This window comes from Anoxybacillus sp. B2M1, from assembly GCF_001634265.1.
GTDB lineage: Bacteria > Bacillota > Bacilli > Bacillales > Anoxybacillaceae > Anoxybacteroides > Anoxybacteroides rupiense.
The window spans coordinates 1,646,787-1,661,494 of the sequence record NZ_CP015435.1 but is presented as its reverse complement, the minus strand read 5'-3'; the positions used below and the strand labels follow the sequence as shown (position 1 = coordinate 1,661,494).

Genomic DNA, 14,708 nt, shown 5'->3' with positions numbered 1-14,708 from the left:
AAACTAATAAAACCAGTCTTTTATTACTTTTTGTAACATGATTTTTAATTTAATACCTTGATGGTGTTGCAAAACTAGAGTCAAAACTCAAAATGGCGCATAAGGATGCATAATTGTATATGTAGTAAATGCCGATGAAACCCGTACAAACGTGGTTGCTCTAGTCCTTTATTCTTCAGCTGATTAAAGACTTGCTCAATCGCGTTGCGGGAACGAAACAACCACTTTCCGAATTCAGTTTTCAAAAACGAAGGAATCACCCGACCATACATACGCATCTTTTCGTTGATTACTATTTCGAGGGTTGATAGGCGACACAAAAAAATCCCGGTCTACTCAGCGGGCTGGCGGACTTTTTCACTGTCATAGGCTGCATCTTCAAGGGCAAACTCCACCTTCCTATCTCCGAAAAATGGAAATAATTCGAGCACAATAGTTGCATCATTGCGATTCGTCATCGTCAAGACATGGGATCAGACGATTCCTTCTGTGGTGGTACAAAGGTGTAATTTATATTTTTCAAACCAGTTATATCGTGTCGAAATTCCCCACCTCTCTTGAGAATCGTAAAGACTGCTTCGGAGTGCCGTATTATCAATAAGGACGACTTGGAGGATACCGGACTTCTAAATCTTTGAGAAGTTGGGCATGAAAAACGTAAAATCCTTGTTCTCGAAACTACTTTGTCGCAAAAGAAGGGAAAACGTAGACAAATGTAGGACTTCATTAAGCTCACAAGCCCGTTGAAAACAGCGAAAACGCTACAGAATGCGTACTAATTTTCACAAGGAATCAATAGAAAAATAGGTTTTCAAAAAGAAACATTTCAATCAAGATTTTTTCGACATCATCGGTCTTCCTGGTACATATGGTGTCTCCAGCAACGACAGAGAGTCGATCTATCGAAATAAGGATGCTAAAAGTGGATTCATTTCATAAGACCATGACTGTTCTTTGTTTAAATTGGAAATCATGATTGTGCCTACACCCCTTGGTAACTGGTTTTGGTCACTGTATATGATTTCTAAGGTGGTGGATTTTTTATGTGCATTTATACATTCATTGTACGCTTTGCAACACGTTTTTTTCTATTTGCTTAGATACATTGAAATTGATTGCCGGTTATTTTAAGTGTAAAGATCACATGTATTATATAGATGTATAAATTAGATATTTTCTTTTGTTCTGGAAATGTAGCAGCAAATAGTATTTTTTTGTTAAAATTTTAAAGAAGGTTGTAGTAACGATTATTTGGTGGTGAATGATTTGAAACACTTACAACAAAAAATCATTGAGTTTCGTGATGCCCGTAATTGGAAAAAATTTCATAACCCAAAAGATTTAGCGATTTCACTAAGTTTAGAGGCCGCGGAGTTATTAGAAAATTTTCAATGGAAAAGCAGTGAGGAGGCTGTGCACGTTAATTTGGAAAATATCAAAGATGAAATTGCGGACGTGATGATTTATGCACTCCAACTTGCCCATGAATTAGGGATTGATGTGGAAGAGGCAATTCTTCGTAAATTGGAGAAGAACGAACAAAAATATCCGGTAGAGAAGGTGTTTGGGTCAAGCAAGAAATATAATGAACTTGAATAGTAAAAGCAGTATTTAACAGATCGTATTCCAAAATCTCGATAATATAAAAGGTGAGAGAAACATGATCGTCTACGAAGCAACAAAGGAAGAGTTTTTAAAAGATGTGTTTGATGATCAATTAGTCCATCATATTTGCAATAATTTTGAAGAGAAAATTGGCCGTGTTAATAAGCAAGAAGTTCGTGCCTGGGATAATTCAATGCAATATTTGTACCGCGTGTTAAACGATGGGGAGATTCCAAATAATGCAGGTATAGCGATTGAGTTTAAAATCCCGCATACCTCTAAACGAGTCGATTTTCTGATTTCCGGAACTGATCAGAATAATAACCGATCTGTCATTATTATTGAATTAAAACAGTGGGAACAAGTGGAAAAAGTAGAAGAGAAAGAAGCCGTTGTAAAAACGGTTATTAATCGTCATATTATTGAGACACCCCATCCTTCGTATCAAGCATGGTCCTACGCCTCGTTAATTAAAGACTATAATGAAAATGCGCAAAATGACGATATTCAACTTTATCCATGTGCATATTTACATAATTATATAGAGGCAAGCGACAGAGATCCTTTAACGGATTCTGTATATCAATATTATATCGATCAAGCTCCTTTATTCTTAAAAGGGGACGCAGCTAAATTGCGTTCTTTTATTAAACGGTATATCAAATATGGTGATAATAAAGAGAATCTTTACAAAATCGAAAAGGGGCGCATTCGACCGTCAAAATCGCTACAGGACTCATTAAACAACATGTTAAAAGGCAACCGAGAGTTTATTATGATTGATGATCAAAAAGTGGTATATGAAACAGCGCTTCAACTGGCGAACGAAGCGGTTAGAACGAATCAAAAACAAGTGTTGATTGTGGAAGGTGGTCCTGGAACCGGCAAATCCGTGATAGCCATTAATTTACTTGTAGAGTTGACGAATCGAAATCTAGTTTGTCAGTATGTCACGAAAAATGCTGCACCAAGGAAAGTATATGCGCAAAAATTAAAACAAGATTTCCGAAAGGGACATATTGATAATTTGTTTACTGGCTCAGGCAGTTATGTTAATGCACCTTCGAATGAGTTCGATGCTCTGATCGTTGATGAAGCGCATCGCTTAAATGAAAAATCGGGAATGTTTCAAAATCTTGGTGAAAATCAAGTGAAAGAAATTATTAACGCATCGAAATTATCCATCTTCTTCATTGATGAACGACAGCGGGTGACATTGAAGGATATTGGCAGCATTCAAATGATTGAAGAATTTGCAAAAGGATATGGAGCGAAGGTTACGAAAGCAATTCTCGAATCCCAGTTTCGTTGCAACGGATCTGATGGATATTTAGCTTGGATCGACGATGTGTTACAAATTCGTGAAACAGCCAACGCCAACTATTTTGATAGTAACTATGACTTCCGGATCTATTCAGACCCAAACGAATTACGCAATGAAATAGAAAAATTAAATAAAGTAAACAATAAATCCCGTATCGTAGCAGGATATTGTTGGGATTGGATTAAAGACGGAAAAAATAATCCGAACGTCCATGATATCGTTATTTCCGAGCATCATTTCAGTATGAGCTGGAATCTTGGAAATTCCGAAACATGGGCTATTGATGAGAATTCTGTAAGTGAAGCAGGTTGTATTCATACGTGTCAAGGACTCGAATTTGATTATGTAGGGGTTATTATTGGGGATGATTTAATTTACAAGGATGGATATGTTCAAACAGACTATACGAAACGAGCTAAAACAGATCAATCGTTAAAAGGGTTGAAAAAAATAGTGAAGGAAAAACCAGAGGAAGCCTTGCAAATCGCAGATGAAATCATTCGAAATACGTATCGTACGTTGCTAACACGGGGACAAAAAGGTTGTTTTGTTTACTGTACAAATAAGGAGTTAGAGAAGTATTTACGAAAACGGCTAAAAGATATTGAGCACCATTACAACGAAAATGAATTTTCTAAACAGCTTTTCATGATAGCGGAGAAGGGGGAAGAATATTAAATTTAAAACGGTTCTCTAATACGAAAAATCTATAAAAGATACGAAAAAAGAATTTTGCGTTCAAATGGTTGAGGAGAATCATGATAAACGATGTGGGTCAGAGAAAAATGGTCAGGATGATTTTATATTTAAGCAAGCTTTATAATTTCAGTCAGGAATTAGGATAACGATTTAAATCTAGGGAAGCAAGCCAGGTGATTGCATGCAAAATAAAGGTTTTTTCGAGGAATTACAACTTGTAACTAAAGAATATCCTGATGCGAACTTCGTGCAGCGCTTAGCTCCTAAAGAATATATAGAAGTTCTTGTTCTTCATGCAGCTAAGCAGCTAGCTAATAAATTTAAGAGTCTAGTTGACGAAAACCGTTTTGATGAGATCGTCCAGCTCACGGAACACATTTCTAGATTAGTAGAGGGGGGCAATGGAGAAGAATTTTCTTTACCTTTATCAATGATTACGTATAACCACTCTCATAGAGAAGTGCCGGTTATGGAAGACTTTTTTCTGTCGAGATTAAATTTGCTACACAATGACAAGCACTCAATGAAAAATTTCTTTAAAACCCTTAAATATGAAATGTTGACAGCTGATTCTGTCGATTTTATGGTTAGTTTTATTCGGATGTCGGGGCTTCAATTGATTATTCGCCCACTGTTGGAGCTTCAACATAGGGGAATTCCGGTTCGTATTATTACTTCTACCTATTTAGGAATTACAGAGGCGAAGGCGCTTGAAAAGCTAATGCAGTTTTCAAATGTGCAGGTGAAAGTGATTGATACCCAGCATCAATCGTTCCATACAAAAGCATATATGTTCCGGCGAGACTCTGGTTTAAACACTGTCATTATTGGTTCGTCCAATCTCTCTCATTCAGCACTAATCAATGGCCATGAACTAAATGTGAAGATCCCGGATAATAGCTTCCTACCGATCTATGAACAAGCGAAGCAAATATTTGAAAACATATGGAATGACACAGAAGCCATCCCTCTTACTAATGAATTTATCGAAAGTTACAAAAAACGAAATGCAGGGAAAGAAAAAACGGAAAAGACTTTATTTGTCGCTGAGCAGCCCAAAAGTTATACTTTGAAGCCAACTATTGAACCGAATGACATGCAAAAGAAAGCGTTAAAAAATCTTGAACACACAAGAAAGTCTGGGAATGACAAAGGAGTAATTATCGCTGCAACAGGGACCGGAAAGACCTACTTGGCTGCTTTCGATGTGAAAAATTATAATCCCAAGAAACTTCTGTTTATTGCGCATCGAGAAGAGCTATTGGATAGCGCCATTGAAATTTTTAAAGACGTAGTGGGTATCGATGACATGTTCGGCAAAATTACTGGAACGGCTAAAGAATTTAGCAAGCCTTATTTATTCAGCACTGTTCAATCTCTTCATAAGAACGAAACGTTGCAGTGCTTTGAACAAGATGAATTCGAGTATATAATCATCGATGAATTTCATCATGCCGAGGCACCTACATATCAAAAAATAATTGCCTACTTCCAACCGAAGTTTTTGTTAGGCTTAACAGCGACTCCTGAGAGAATGGATGGCAGAGATGTTCTAGCGATTTGTGACCATAATGTCGTATACGAAATGCGTTTGAGAGAAGCATTGGAAGCGAACCTGCTTGCGCCGTTCCATTATTTTGGAGTTTCTGATCGTACAGTTGATTACAGCAAAATTCCATTAAAAAATGGAGTTTTCGATGATGACATCTTAGTGCGGGCTTTAAAAAATCATGAGCGAACAGATTTTATTATTGAAATGATTCGCACATACGGCTACGACGGCGATTCAATGATTGGACTTGGTTTTTGCGCGAATGTTGAGCACGCGAAGTATATGAGCGAGGAATTCAATAAGCGTGGATATTGCACTACATATCTGACTGGTGAGCATAATGCAGAACACCGTCAACGAGTCATTAAGCGGCTAGAAGATCCCGATGATCCGCTACAATTAATATTTACCGTCAATATCTTCAATGAAGGAATCGATATTCCAAAACTCAACCTTCTGCTTTTCCTACGACCAACGGAATCATCAACTGTGTTTATTCAACAGTTAGGACGAGGGTTAAGAAAAGTGGAAGGAAAAGAGTTTGTTACAATTTTAGATTTTATCGGAAACTATCAAAAGTCATTTATGGTTCCGCTCGCATTGGCAGGAAACATCAATCGTAAAGCATTTGACAAAGATTCTCTTCGCATTGCAGTCACCCATGAATTTGCCGATTTACCAGCCGGATCGTACGTTGATTTAGATCCAATTACGCAAAAAGAAATTTTAGACCGTATTGAATCTATTAAAATGAACTCGGCAGATATGTTGAAAATGCTGTATCAACAATTTAAAAACGAACTCGGTCGCTCACCGGAAATATTGGATTTTTTATACTCCGAACAATCACCAAGCTTGACATTTTTTATTTATAAATACCACTCATGGGTGAAAACGAAAGAGAAAATGAATGATCTCACCGATTTGGATAAGCAAATTTTAAATAACCCATTGATGTGTGAATGCGTAGAGAGATTAGAAAATCAATTGCCAATCAAGTGGCCTTACGATTTTATTATTTTGGAATTGGCTTTCTTACAAAAAATAGTTTCTTGCAAAGACGTGGCAAAGCAATTGAAAAAAAGATTCGCTGTAGACATTCAATTAGATAAACATGAAACGTTGATTATGCAATCAATGTACCGATTAGCAGCACCGTACAAAAAGCAAAAATGGTCATTCGGGCAAGTTGTTGACAATCATCAATTTGTACTAAATAGTGAAGTTCTTGTATTGACACAAAATGATAAGTTTTATCAGTATATAAAGGATCGGTTCGATTATGGATTAACTGAATTCAGGCGAACATACCGGCCAGAGAGATTTTTTGCCCAAGGGGAAAAGCTTGCGCTATATCAAAATTACACGAGAAATGATTTGATTTTCTTATTTGAAGCCGGTGTGAAGGAAGGAGCGTGGAGAGAGGGAGTAAGCAAAGTGGGAAATCATTACTTACTATTTGTTAATTTGAATAAATCGCAAAAAGTAGAGGAACACCTTCATTATAAAGATTACTTTATCGATCAAAAACATTTTCATTGGCAAAGCCAAAATCAAACATCCCATGATTCTTCTGTAGGGAAAAATTATATTCACCACAAAAATAGGGGAATTCATATTCATTTATTTGTCCGAAAGTTTGAAGAAATGCACGGAATGACGCTACCATTTACTTATCTCGGAGAAGTCGATTATGTATCCAGTTATGGAGATAAGCCGATGAGTATTATGTGGCGTTTGCATCATCCCGTGCCAGAAGATTTATACATTGATTTTATTCGCTAATAACGCGTCTACTGTCGGAATATCGGCGGGTGCCCATTCAAGCGATCTCAAATCTTGAGTTGGCACCCATTTTAATTCTGCATGCTCTTTCGCTTTTGGTTCTCCTTCAATAATTTTTGCTTTGTATGTAAGTAAATTCACAATAACATTCGGATACTCATGATGCACCTCCTCAATTTTTTCATATACTTTAATAGTGCATCCTAATTCTTCGCGAATTTCCCTTACTAACGTTTCTTCAGGCTTCTCTCCTTCTTCTATTTTCCCACCAGGAAATTCCCATAAATCAGGAAGTGCCATATGGGGAGAACGAAGGGCACACAAAATGCGATCTTGTTCATCGTAAATAACTGCACCGACGACACGAACTGTCTTTTTCATCACATTGCTCTCCTTTTGTTAACATTTTTACTTCATTTTATCATAAAAATTCTTTTTCGTAGGTGTTTCTTTATGCTTATGACATTGACTAGAGTAAAGTAGCTCCTCTATCTTCTTTCTGTTTAACGTGTCTATTTCGCTGACATAATACAATTAGGAGACTACGTACATTTAGTACATAGCCTTCTTTGATATTCATTATTTTTCTAAATGGAGATTTATACATATCTATTACCGCTTCCCCACTCCAACCCAATCCTCATTACGGCAATCGATTGCCCGCTGCGTGATAGATTTCATACCATTCCGCTCTTGTTAACTCTACTTTTTTGCTCGCTTGGCAAATCTCTTTTAAACGTTCCACATTAGTCGTTTCGACGATTGTCTGCATTTTGGAAGGGTGTCGCAAAATCCAAGCAACGGCAATGGTGGATTTGCTTACGCCTTTTTCTTCAGCGATGCGTGCTAGTACACGGTTTAATTCCGGGAATTGGTTGTTATCGATAAAAACTCCTTCAAAGAAGCCGTATTGGAATGGTGACCAAGCTTGAATGGTGATATGTTTGAACTGACAATATGCGAGGATGCTGCTGTCACGGTCGATGGATCCTTCAAATAATGTATTGGTTTGAATGCCGCTGTTTACCATGCCGGAATGCATAATACTGAATTGCAGTTGATTGACAAGAAGCGGCTGTTTCACGCATGATTTCAATAACTGTATTTGCAGGCTGTTGGAGTTGCTGACGCCAAAATGGTGAACTTTGCCGCTTGCTTGCAAAACATCAAACGCCTCGGCCACTTCTTTCGGTTCCATTAATGTATCCGGTCTATGCAGAATCAACAGATTTAAATAACCCGTCCGCAACCGTCGCAACATTCTATCGACTGATGTGAGAATATGCTCTTTCGAAAGGTCGTAATAGCCATCTCGAATCGAGCATTTGCTTTGAATTTGTATATTGTCACGAAGTCCAAGTCTTGAAGCTAACACTTGGCCAAAAAGTTCTTCGCAGTATCCTTTCCCATAAATATCCGCATGGTCAAAAAGGGTAATTCCTTCTTCCAACGCATGATCGATGTAGCTGGATAGCTCCTGCACATTCATGTTGCCAATTCTCATGCAGCCTAATACAATCTCATCCCGATTTTCCCGGATCAATCTGTTTCATCATCATATCCTCCTCTGTTTGAATATGTATGGACTTTGATATAATCACTTTAATCCTTAAAGGATACTTTAAGACAATATTTTTTGTGGGGGATTTTTATGCATTACACAATCAAAGAAGTTTCCGAGATCACAGGATTGCCATCATCGACACTACGATACTATGAGACTGAACAATGATTGCTGAAAATACAAAGGAATCCATCGGGTGCGCGAATGTATATGGAAGATGACCTCGAATGGATGGTCGTGATTACATGCTTAAAAGATACCGATATGTCGATTAAGGATATTAAAAAATTTGTCGCCCTTTGCGCATTGGGCGACTGTACGTTAGAAGAGAGAAGGCAAAATGGTTCTCGCTCGCAAGAAGAATGTGGAATTAAAAATCGCAAAACTGCAACAACATCTCGAACATATCCATTTCAAGGCCGATTACGATGAAGCTGCGTGCAAAGCTGGAACCGAAGCGGAACTGAAAAAAAGAAAATATCCGAGTCTGTTTAAATTGTAATGGTGCTTGAGTATTCGATATTAGAGTAAGGACTATGCGTCAATAGAACCGCTTATCGTCTGTGAAAATAATGATAGGATGTCAGATATTTAGAAAAATTGAAGACCGTTTAGAGGATTGATTACTACATCCCGAGTAGAAATGAGAGATGTATAGAAGTACAGATGGATGTTCCAACATAAGCAAGCCGCTTTCTATCGCTTGTCCACTTATTGTCGGCAACGTTATGGGTTCACATTGGCTCCTCCCAAGGAATGATCCTTCACTCGTTTCAGTTCATACAGCAAAGGGTAACAGTCTTTTGTGTAAAAAATAGGTACATATCACGAATCATCTTATGAAAAATGGTATAAAAATTATACTATTTTTACTTATGTTACCATTTATAAAGAGAATAAATGGAGGAGTGAACCAAAATGTCGAGCGTGTCGGACGAGGTGCATACAAGAAACTGGGGGATAGAGGTGCTTTCGGATGGACAAGTTGGCCGAACGAATCGGAACATTGTAACGATGAGGGAGCAGTGCGGGCGATGATCCGTCTGAAGCCTGAAGAGCTGGAAACAATCGCAAAGCACATTCCTGATGCGGAAGACGCGTGCGAAAGGGCGCGGACGACGCTGTCGCGGGAGCTTTCTTCTCTTGCCATGGACCTCCCTGGAGTCAGCACGCCGGCCATGGAAGCGCTGCGGGACGAACTCGTTCATTGGTTGCGGCGTTATGAAGACAAATTGAACGAAGCTGAAGAACTGTTGTATCGCACCGCCGCGGCGATGCGCCAAGCGGACCAAACGATTGCCGACAACATGAAGGAATTCAGCTTGGAGCTTCTTGACTGGTACGACTTACAGCGGTTGTGTGGAAAGTGTCGCCTCCGTTTCACGGCAGCCAGCGTATGCCGGAGTTGGATCCATTTTCGGGAAAACGATACAAGATGCTACAAAAGGGCACTCAAACGTAATGGATTTTTCGGTGAACCGGGTTACAGAAAAGACAATAGATGATACAGCTGAGAACATAGACAAAAAACAATATGTTTATAATATGGTTGAAAATTCAGGGCCGTTAGCGGAAGTCAATTCTTGGGCTGCATCCACCTTTAGAAGCGGAATGTATAATGTTATAAAGCTTGAAGAGGATATAATTTTATATCGTTCTGGCAAAGCAGGTGGAGGAAAAAATGCGTTAGGATAGTATTTTACGAGAAAGCCAAGCACAAAGATTGAGGGACGTATTGGACTATCTAGAATAGAAAGTCCAACATTGCACAGTTATAGTGTGAGAGATTTGTTCTTATATTTATTACTAATTTTGTTTACTATAGCATTAATCAATACTAGCCATCCAATGTGATGCACTAGAGTGCAGGGAGGGCAAAATGATGTATTTGGATAAAAGAAGTAAAGCGATTTTATCAGAGTTAATTTGGCGGGATAGCAGTATTACCGTTGAGGAGATCACTAAAAAATTCCGCATATCTCGTAGGACCGTTTACTACGACCTGGATAAAATTAATGATTGGCTGAAATCGAATGGCCTAGAAATTGTTCAATATTTTAGGGGAAAAGGCTATTATATCCCGGAAGGTGAACGGGAAAAAATTGCTAAAAAACTGGAGGTTGCTGACAAATGGGAATATGAATATTCTGCTAATGAACGCTTAGCTTGGTTAGCAATTTACTTATTAACAAGAGACAGACCTTTATTCCTTGAGGATTTATCAGAGTTAATAAGAGTAAGTAGAAATACTACGATTGATGACTTGAAGAAGCTAAAAAAAGAACTGGAGCTGTCTTCTCTTCAATTACTTTCAAAGCGTGGGGAAGGATATATAGTTCAAGGGAGTGAAGGCGATAAACGAAAAGCGATTGTTTACTACCTATCAAAACTTATACCGGAGCCGCTTGATTGGCATACATTTTTATCGAATACCCGGGCACTTTTTTCCGAAGAAAGACAAAAGCAAACGATTCTTTTCCAAGAACTCATACAGATTCAAACGATATTGAATGAATGTGAACAGGAGTTAAATATACAATTTGCAGATGATACATTAAATAGCTTAGTTTTAAGGTTTTGGTTATTCGGTAAAAGAATTGTTCAAGGGAAAGAAATATCGATGGATCCAATAGAAAAAGAGATTATTAATCAAACGAAAGAATTTCAAGCAGCGAAAATAGCTAGCAAAAAGTTAGAACAGATTTATCACGTTTTATTACCTGAAGATGAAGTTTACTACTTAGCAACCCACTTGTTAAGTGCAAAAGTGCAATATTCAGCTCAAGCAAATGAAGATGATGAAACAAGAACATTAAAGCTTGTTGCTGAGAAAATGGTTACTGATTTTCAAGCATTTGCCTGTGTATCGTTCTCAAATAAAAAAGAAGTTGAAGCCAATCTTGTGTTACATTTAAAACCTGCTTTCTATCGAATTAAATATGGATTAAAGGCTGAAAATCCATTAGCAGATCAAATTAAACGAAAATATAAAGATGTGTATTTAATTACAAAAAAAGTTATTCATCATTTTGAAACGCTTGTAGGTGAATCGGTTCATGATGATGAGATTGCTCTTATAGCAATCCACTTTGGAGGTTGGTTGAAAAAAGAAGGGCTACAACCGGAAAAAAGAAAAAAAGCAATCATAGTTTGTCCAAGCGGTATTGGAACTTCAACCATTTTAAAACATCAATTAGATGGACTATTTTCAACCGTTGATTTTATAGACATTATTTCTGCAAGAGAATATGAGAACAGGTCATATTCGAATGTAGACTTTATAGTATCAACAGTCCCGATTAAGGAGGCGAAACATCCGACTTTTATTGTAAATCCGATCTTAAATGATAAGGACAAAGAAAGATTAATTAAAAAGGTCCATGCATTAACGGGGACTGAACAAAGTGCTTTTCGAGTTTCCGTTGATTCTATAATGGGCATCATTAAACAATATTCTAGTATACAAGATGAAAAATCGTTAAAACTCGCATTAAAAGAATACTTACATCAACCAATCATGACTAAAGAAAAGGGGGAAGGTCCAAATTTATTAGATATTTTAAAGGGTCAATATGTAACATTTTTGAATGAAGTAAATGATTGGGAAGATGCTATAAGGAAGGCAGCTCATCCGCTATTGCAGGATAAAGTGATTCAACCATCTTATGTTCATGCAATGATCCAATATGTTAAAAAATTGGGCCCATATAATGTTGTTGTACCAAATGTCGCGCTCCCGCATGGGAAACCGGAGGATGGTGCACTAAAACTTGGAATGAGTCTACTAATATTACAAAAACCTGTATCGTTCTCAAGTAAAGAAAACCATCAAGTCCGTTTATTATTTGTTTTGTCTTCTATTGATAACCAACTCCATTTAAGAGCTCTATCGCAATTATCAGAATTGCTTTCTTCACGAAAAACAGTAGTGGAATTAATGGAATGTAAAACAAAAGAAAGTGTGCTTCAAATCTTATCGACATCATAAAAGTTGGGAACTAAAGGAGATTGGATATGAAATTTTTAGAGAGAGACATTGTAGCACTTAATGTAGAAGTATCTACTCCGGAAGAAGCAATAAAAAAAGCCGGGCATTTATTGAGTGACAAAGGATATATCACGCAATCTTATATCGATGCGATGATTCGCTCGTTTCAAAAAAATGGCCCGTACTTTGTGATAGCCCCTAATATTGCAATTCCGCACGCTCGTCCGGAAGATGGAGTAAAAGAAGCAAGTGTTTCTTTGATTCAACTAAAGGAGCCTGTTTCATTTGGAAGCACCGGAAATGATCCGGTGAAGCTAGTGTTTGCGTTAGGGGCTTCAAACAGCGATGAACATTTAAACGTTTTAAAAATGTTAATGAAGGTTCTAGGCAATGCAGACAATCTAGAAAAGTTAAAATATGCAAGAGATTACGAAGAAATAAAATCATTATTAAATTAATGGATCAAAAGGAGAGTTGGGCGACGATGAAAATTTTATGCGTTTGTGGTTTAGGTCAAGGAACAAGTTTAATATTGCGAATGAATGTCGAAACGGTATTAAGGGGAATGGGGATTACAGCTGATGTGGATAATACGGATGTATCCTCAGCTTCCAGTCTGAACCCGGACATCATTATTACTAGTAATGAACTAGCTCAATCATTAAAAGGAACATCCTCTAAGGTCATTATAGTAAATAACTATTTTGATATGGACGAAATTCGTTCAGCTTTAAAAGAAAATTTATAAAACCTATTTTAGGGGGGAGGAGTAAGCATGGAATTTTTGTATTGGTTAGCCGATAACTTTTTCGGGACACCGGCAATTTTATTAGGAATTATCGTTTTAATCGGTTTATTGCTTCAAAAGAAAACAGCCAGTCAAGTAATCAGCGGTACATTTAAAGCAATTATTGGATTTCTGATCATTAGTGCTGGATCAGGGATTATTGTCGGGGCACTGAACGTATTTGAACCAATGTGGAAAGAAGTGTTTAACTTAGAAGCTGAAGCATTATCAAACTTTATGGGGCAAGATGTTTTCAATGCGAAGTTTGGTAGCGCTGTAACATTGGCCATGACATTAGGATTTCTGATCAACGTACTTTTAGCTCGAATGACACCTTTTAAGTATATTTATTTAACGGGCCATATGATGTTCTGGACAACAACGATTTTTGCAGGAGTTGTTGTTCATACAGTGGGAGACAAATTGTCATTTTGGGGATTGGTCACATTTTTGTCAATTATAATGGGGCTTTATTGGACCCTCCAACCTACACTGACGCAGCCGTTCATGAGGAAAATAACGGGGAATGATAACATTGCTCTAGGACATACTTCTGCATCTGTATCACTTTTGGCAGCTATTGCAGGTAAATATTTAGGAAATAAGGAAAACGATTCAGAAAAAATAAAATTGCCTAAAGGCCTCGAGTTTTTAAGAGATTCAAACGTTATTACGGCGCTGACTATGGGAATTCTATTTCTTATTGGGGCCATTGTCGTTTCGTTAAAAACAACCCCCGGGGCCAAAGAATTAATAGGAAGTACAGGTGGACAAGACTTTATCGTATATTCAATTATTCAATCATTTACATTTGCGGGTGGTATTGCAGTTGTGTTGATGGGGGTAAGGATGTTCATTGGTGAAATTGTACCTGCTTTCAACGGTATTGCAACCAAATTAGTCCCAGGTGCAAAACCTGCATTAGACTGTCCGGTTGTGTTCCCGTTTGCTCCAAATGCTGTTATTTTAGGATTTGTTGGTGCGTTTGTCGGGGCATTATTATGGTTGGTTGTGTTAGGAAATACAGTTGCTTACATCTTTGTACCTACCATGATCGTTTTATTTTTCCATGGAGCTACAGCCGGAGTGTTTGGTAATGCGACAGGTGGTGTACGTGGTGCCTTAATCGGTGGATTTATTACGGCAACGGTAGTTGCTTGGGGACAATATTTCATGGTAAGAAACTTAATCGCAAGTACTGTTCCTGACACAGCAATGTGGGCTGCAGACTCTGACATGTTTATTTTAGGGCCGATTATTCGTCTTCTATCAGGTTTATTTTTCTAATGATTGAATAAGTTTTTGGAATATATTAGGTTAGGAGTCTTCCACATTGGGAAAGCTTGGCCTTAATTATATATTTCCCGCACAAGCGTAGACATTTCCAATTAGGATAAAAAATGA

The 14,708-nt window shown here is 37.7% G+C and carries 10 protein-coding genes and 3 pseudogenes; 10 read left to right on the top strand and 3 right to left on the bottom strand.

Annotated features, from left to right (window positions below; all coding sequences use genetic code 11):
* Nucleotides 1–80 precede the first annotated feature (80 nt).
* A pseudogene (locus GFC28_RS20235) lies at nt 81–974 on the bottom strand (transposase).
* A 292-nt stretch (nt 975–1,266) separates the two neighbouring features.
* On the opposite strand from GFC28_RS20235, the gene GFC28_RS07985 reads away from it, so the two are divergent.
* From GFC28_RS07985 to GFC28_RS07975, 3 genes are all read left to right on the top strand, one after another.
* Complete coding sequence (locus GFC28_RS07985) at nt 1,267–1,599, top strand: nucleotide pyrophosphohydrolase (RefSeq protein WP_044741691.1); 333 nt, start codon at nt 1,267–1,269, stop codon at nt 1,597–1,599.
* A gap of 61 nt (nt 1,600–1,660) precedes the next feature.
* On the top strand, nt 1,661–3,607 hold the full coding sequence (locus GFC28_RS07980; protein WP_044741692.1) for a DUF2075 domain-containing protein: 1,947 nt from the start codon (nt 1,661–1,663) through the stop codon (nt 3,605–3,607).
* 202 nt (nt 3,608–3,809) lie between these two features.
* Entirely contained in the window at nt 3,810–6,965 is a 3,156-nt protein-coding gene (locus GFC28_RS07975) for a DUF3427 domain-containing protein (protein ID WP_044741693.1), read from the top strand.
* On the opposite strand, the gene GFC28_RS07970 is transcribed toward GFC28_RS07975, so the two are convergent.
* Together GFC28_RS07970 and GFC28_RS07965 are read right to left on the bottom strand one after the other, a co-directional pair.
* The gene (locus GFC28_RS07970; RefSeq protein ID WP_044741694.1) at nt 6,942–7,346 is read right to left on the bottom strand and encodes a (deoxy)nucleoside triphosphate pyrophosphohydrolase; all 405 of its coding nucleotides are present in this window, start codon (nt 7,344–7,346) and stop codon (nt 6,942–6,944) included. The two genes, GFC28_RS07975 and GFC28_RS07970, sit on opposite strands and share 24 nt — an antisense overlap.
* 262 nt (nt 7,347–7,608) lie before the next feature.
* The gene (locus tag GFC28_RS07965) at nt 7,609–8,508 is read right to left on the bottom strand and encodes an aldo/keto reductase (protein WP_044741695.1); all 900 of its coding nucleotides are present in this window, start codon (nt 8,506–8,508) and stop codon (nt 7,609–7,611) included.
* 108 nt (nt 8,509–8,616) lie between these two features.
* Between GFC28_RS07965 and GFC28_RS19745 the strand changes: the two are divergent.
* From GFC28_RS19745 to GFC28_RS07930, 7 genes and pseudogenes are all read left to right on the top strand, one after another.
* Nucleotides 8,617–8,961 (top strand): annotated as a pseudogene (locus GFC28_RS19745) (MerR family transcriptional regulator).
* A 602-nt stretch (nt 8,962–9,563) separates the two neighbouring features.
* A pseudogene (locus GFC28_RS07955) lies at nt 9,564–9,896 on the top strand (pre-toxin TG domain-containing protein); the annotation flags it as partial.
* A 106-nt stretch (nt 9,897–10,002) separates the two neighbouring features.
* Nucleotides 10,003–10,224, top strand: coding sequence for a hypothetical protein (locus GFC28_RS07950; protein WP_044741701.1), 222 nt, complete (start codon nt 10,003–10,005; stop codon nt 10,222–10,224).
* A 187-nt stretch (nt 10,225–10,411) separates the two neighbouring features.
* Nucleotides 10,412–12,517 carry a BglG family transcription antiterminator gene (locus tag GFC28_RS07945; protein WP_044741696.1) on the top strand — a complete coding sequence of 702 codons (2,106 nt, stop codon included), beginning with the start codon at nt 10,412–10,414 and terminating at the stop codon, nt 12,515–12,517.
* Nucleotides 12,518–12,543: 26 nt separating this feature from the next.
* A complete protein-coding gene (locus GFC28_RS07940) occupies nt 12,544–12,975 on the top strand; it encodes a PTS sugar transporter subunit IIA (RefSeq protein ID WP_044741697.1) in 432 nt (143 codons plus the stop codon).
* 26 nt (nt 12,976–13,001) lie between these two features.
* On the top strand, nt 13,002–13,265 hold the full coding sequence (locus GFC28_RS07935; RefSeq protein WP_044741702.1) for a PTS sugar transporter subunit IIB: 264 nt from the start codon (nt 13,002–13,004) through the stop codon (nt 13,263–13,265).
* 27 nt (nt 13,266–13,292) lie between these two features.
* Nucleotides 13,293–14,591, top strand: coding sequence for a PTS ascorbate transporter subunit IIC (locus GFC28_RS07930; RefSeq protein ID WP_044741698.1), 1,299 nt, complete (start codon nt 13,293–13,295; stop codon nt 14,589–14,591).
* The last annotated feature ends 117 nt before the right edge of the window (nt 14,592–14,708 follow it).

What these genes read in the sequence shown, in the direction of transcription:
- GFC28_RS07945 (WP_044741696.1), top strand. Translation starts at nt 10,412, where the DNA reads ATGTATTTGGATAAAAGAAGTAAAGCGATTTTATCAGAGTTAATTTGG.
- GFC28_RS07980 (WP_044741692.1), top strand. Translation starts at nt 1,661, where the DNA reads ATGATCGTCTACGAAGCAACAAAGGAAGAGTTTTTAAAAGATGTGTTT.
- GFC28_RS07930 (WP_044741698.1), top strand. Translation starts at nt 13,293, where the DNA reads ATGGAATTTTTGTATTGGTTAGCCGATAACTTTTTCGGGACACCGGCA.
- GFC28_RS07935 (WP_044741702.1), top strand. Translation starts at nt 13,002, where the DNA reads ATGAAAATTTTATGCGTTTGTGGTTTAGGTCAAGGAACAAGTTTAATA.
- GFC28_RS07970 (WP_044741694.1), bottom strand. Translation starts at nt 7,346, where the DNA reads ATGAAAAAGACAGTTCGTGTCGTCGGTGCAGTTATTTACGATGAACAA.
- GFC28_RS07940 (WP_044741697.1), top strand. Translation starts at nt 12,544, where the DNA reads ATGAAATTTTTAGAGAGAGACATTGTAGCACTTAATGTAGAAGTATCT.
- GFC28_RS07975 (WP_044741693.1), top strand. Translation starts at nt 3,810, where the DNA reads ATGCAAAATAAAGGTTTTTTCGAGGAATTACAACTTGTAACTAAAGAA.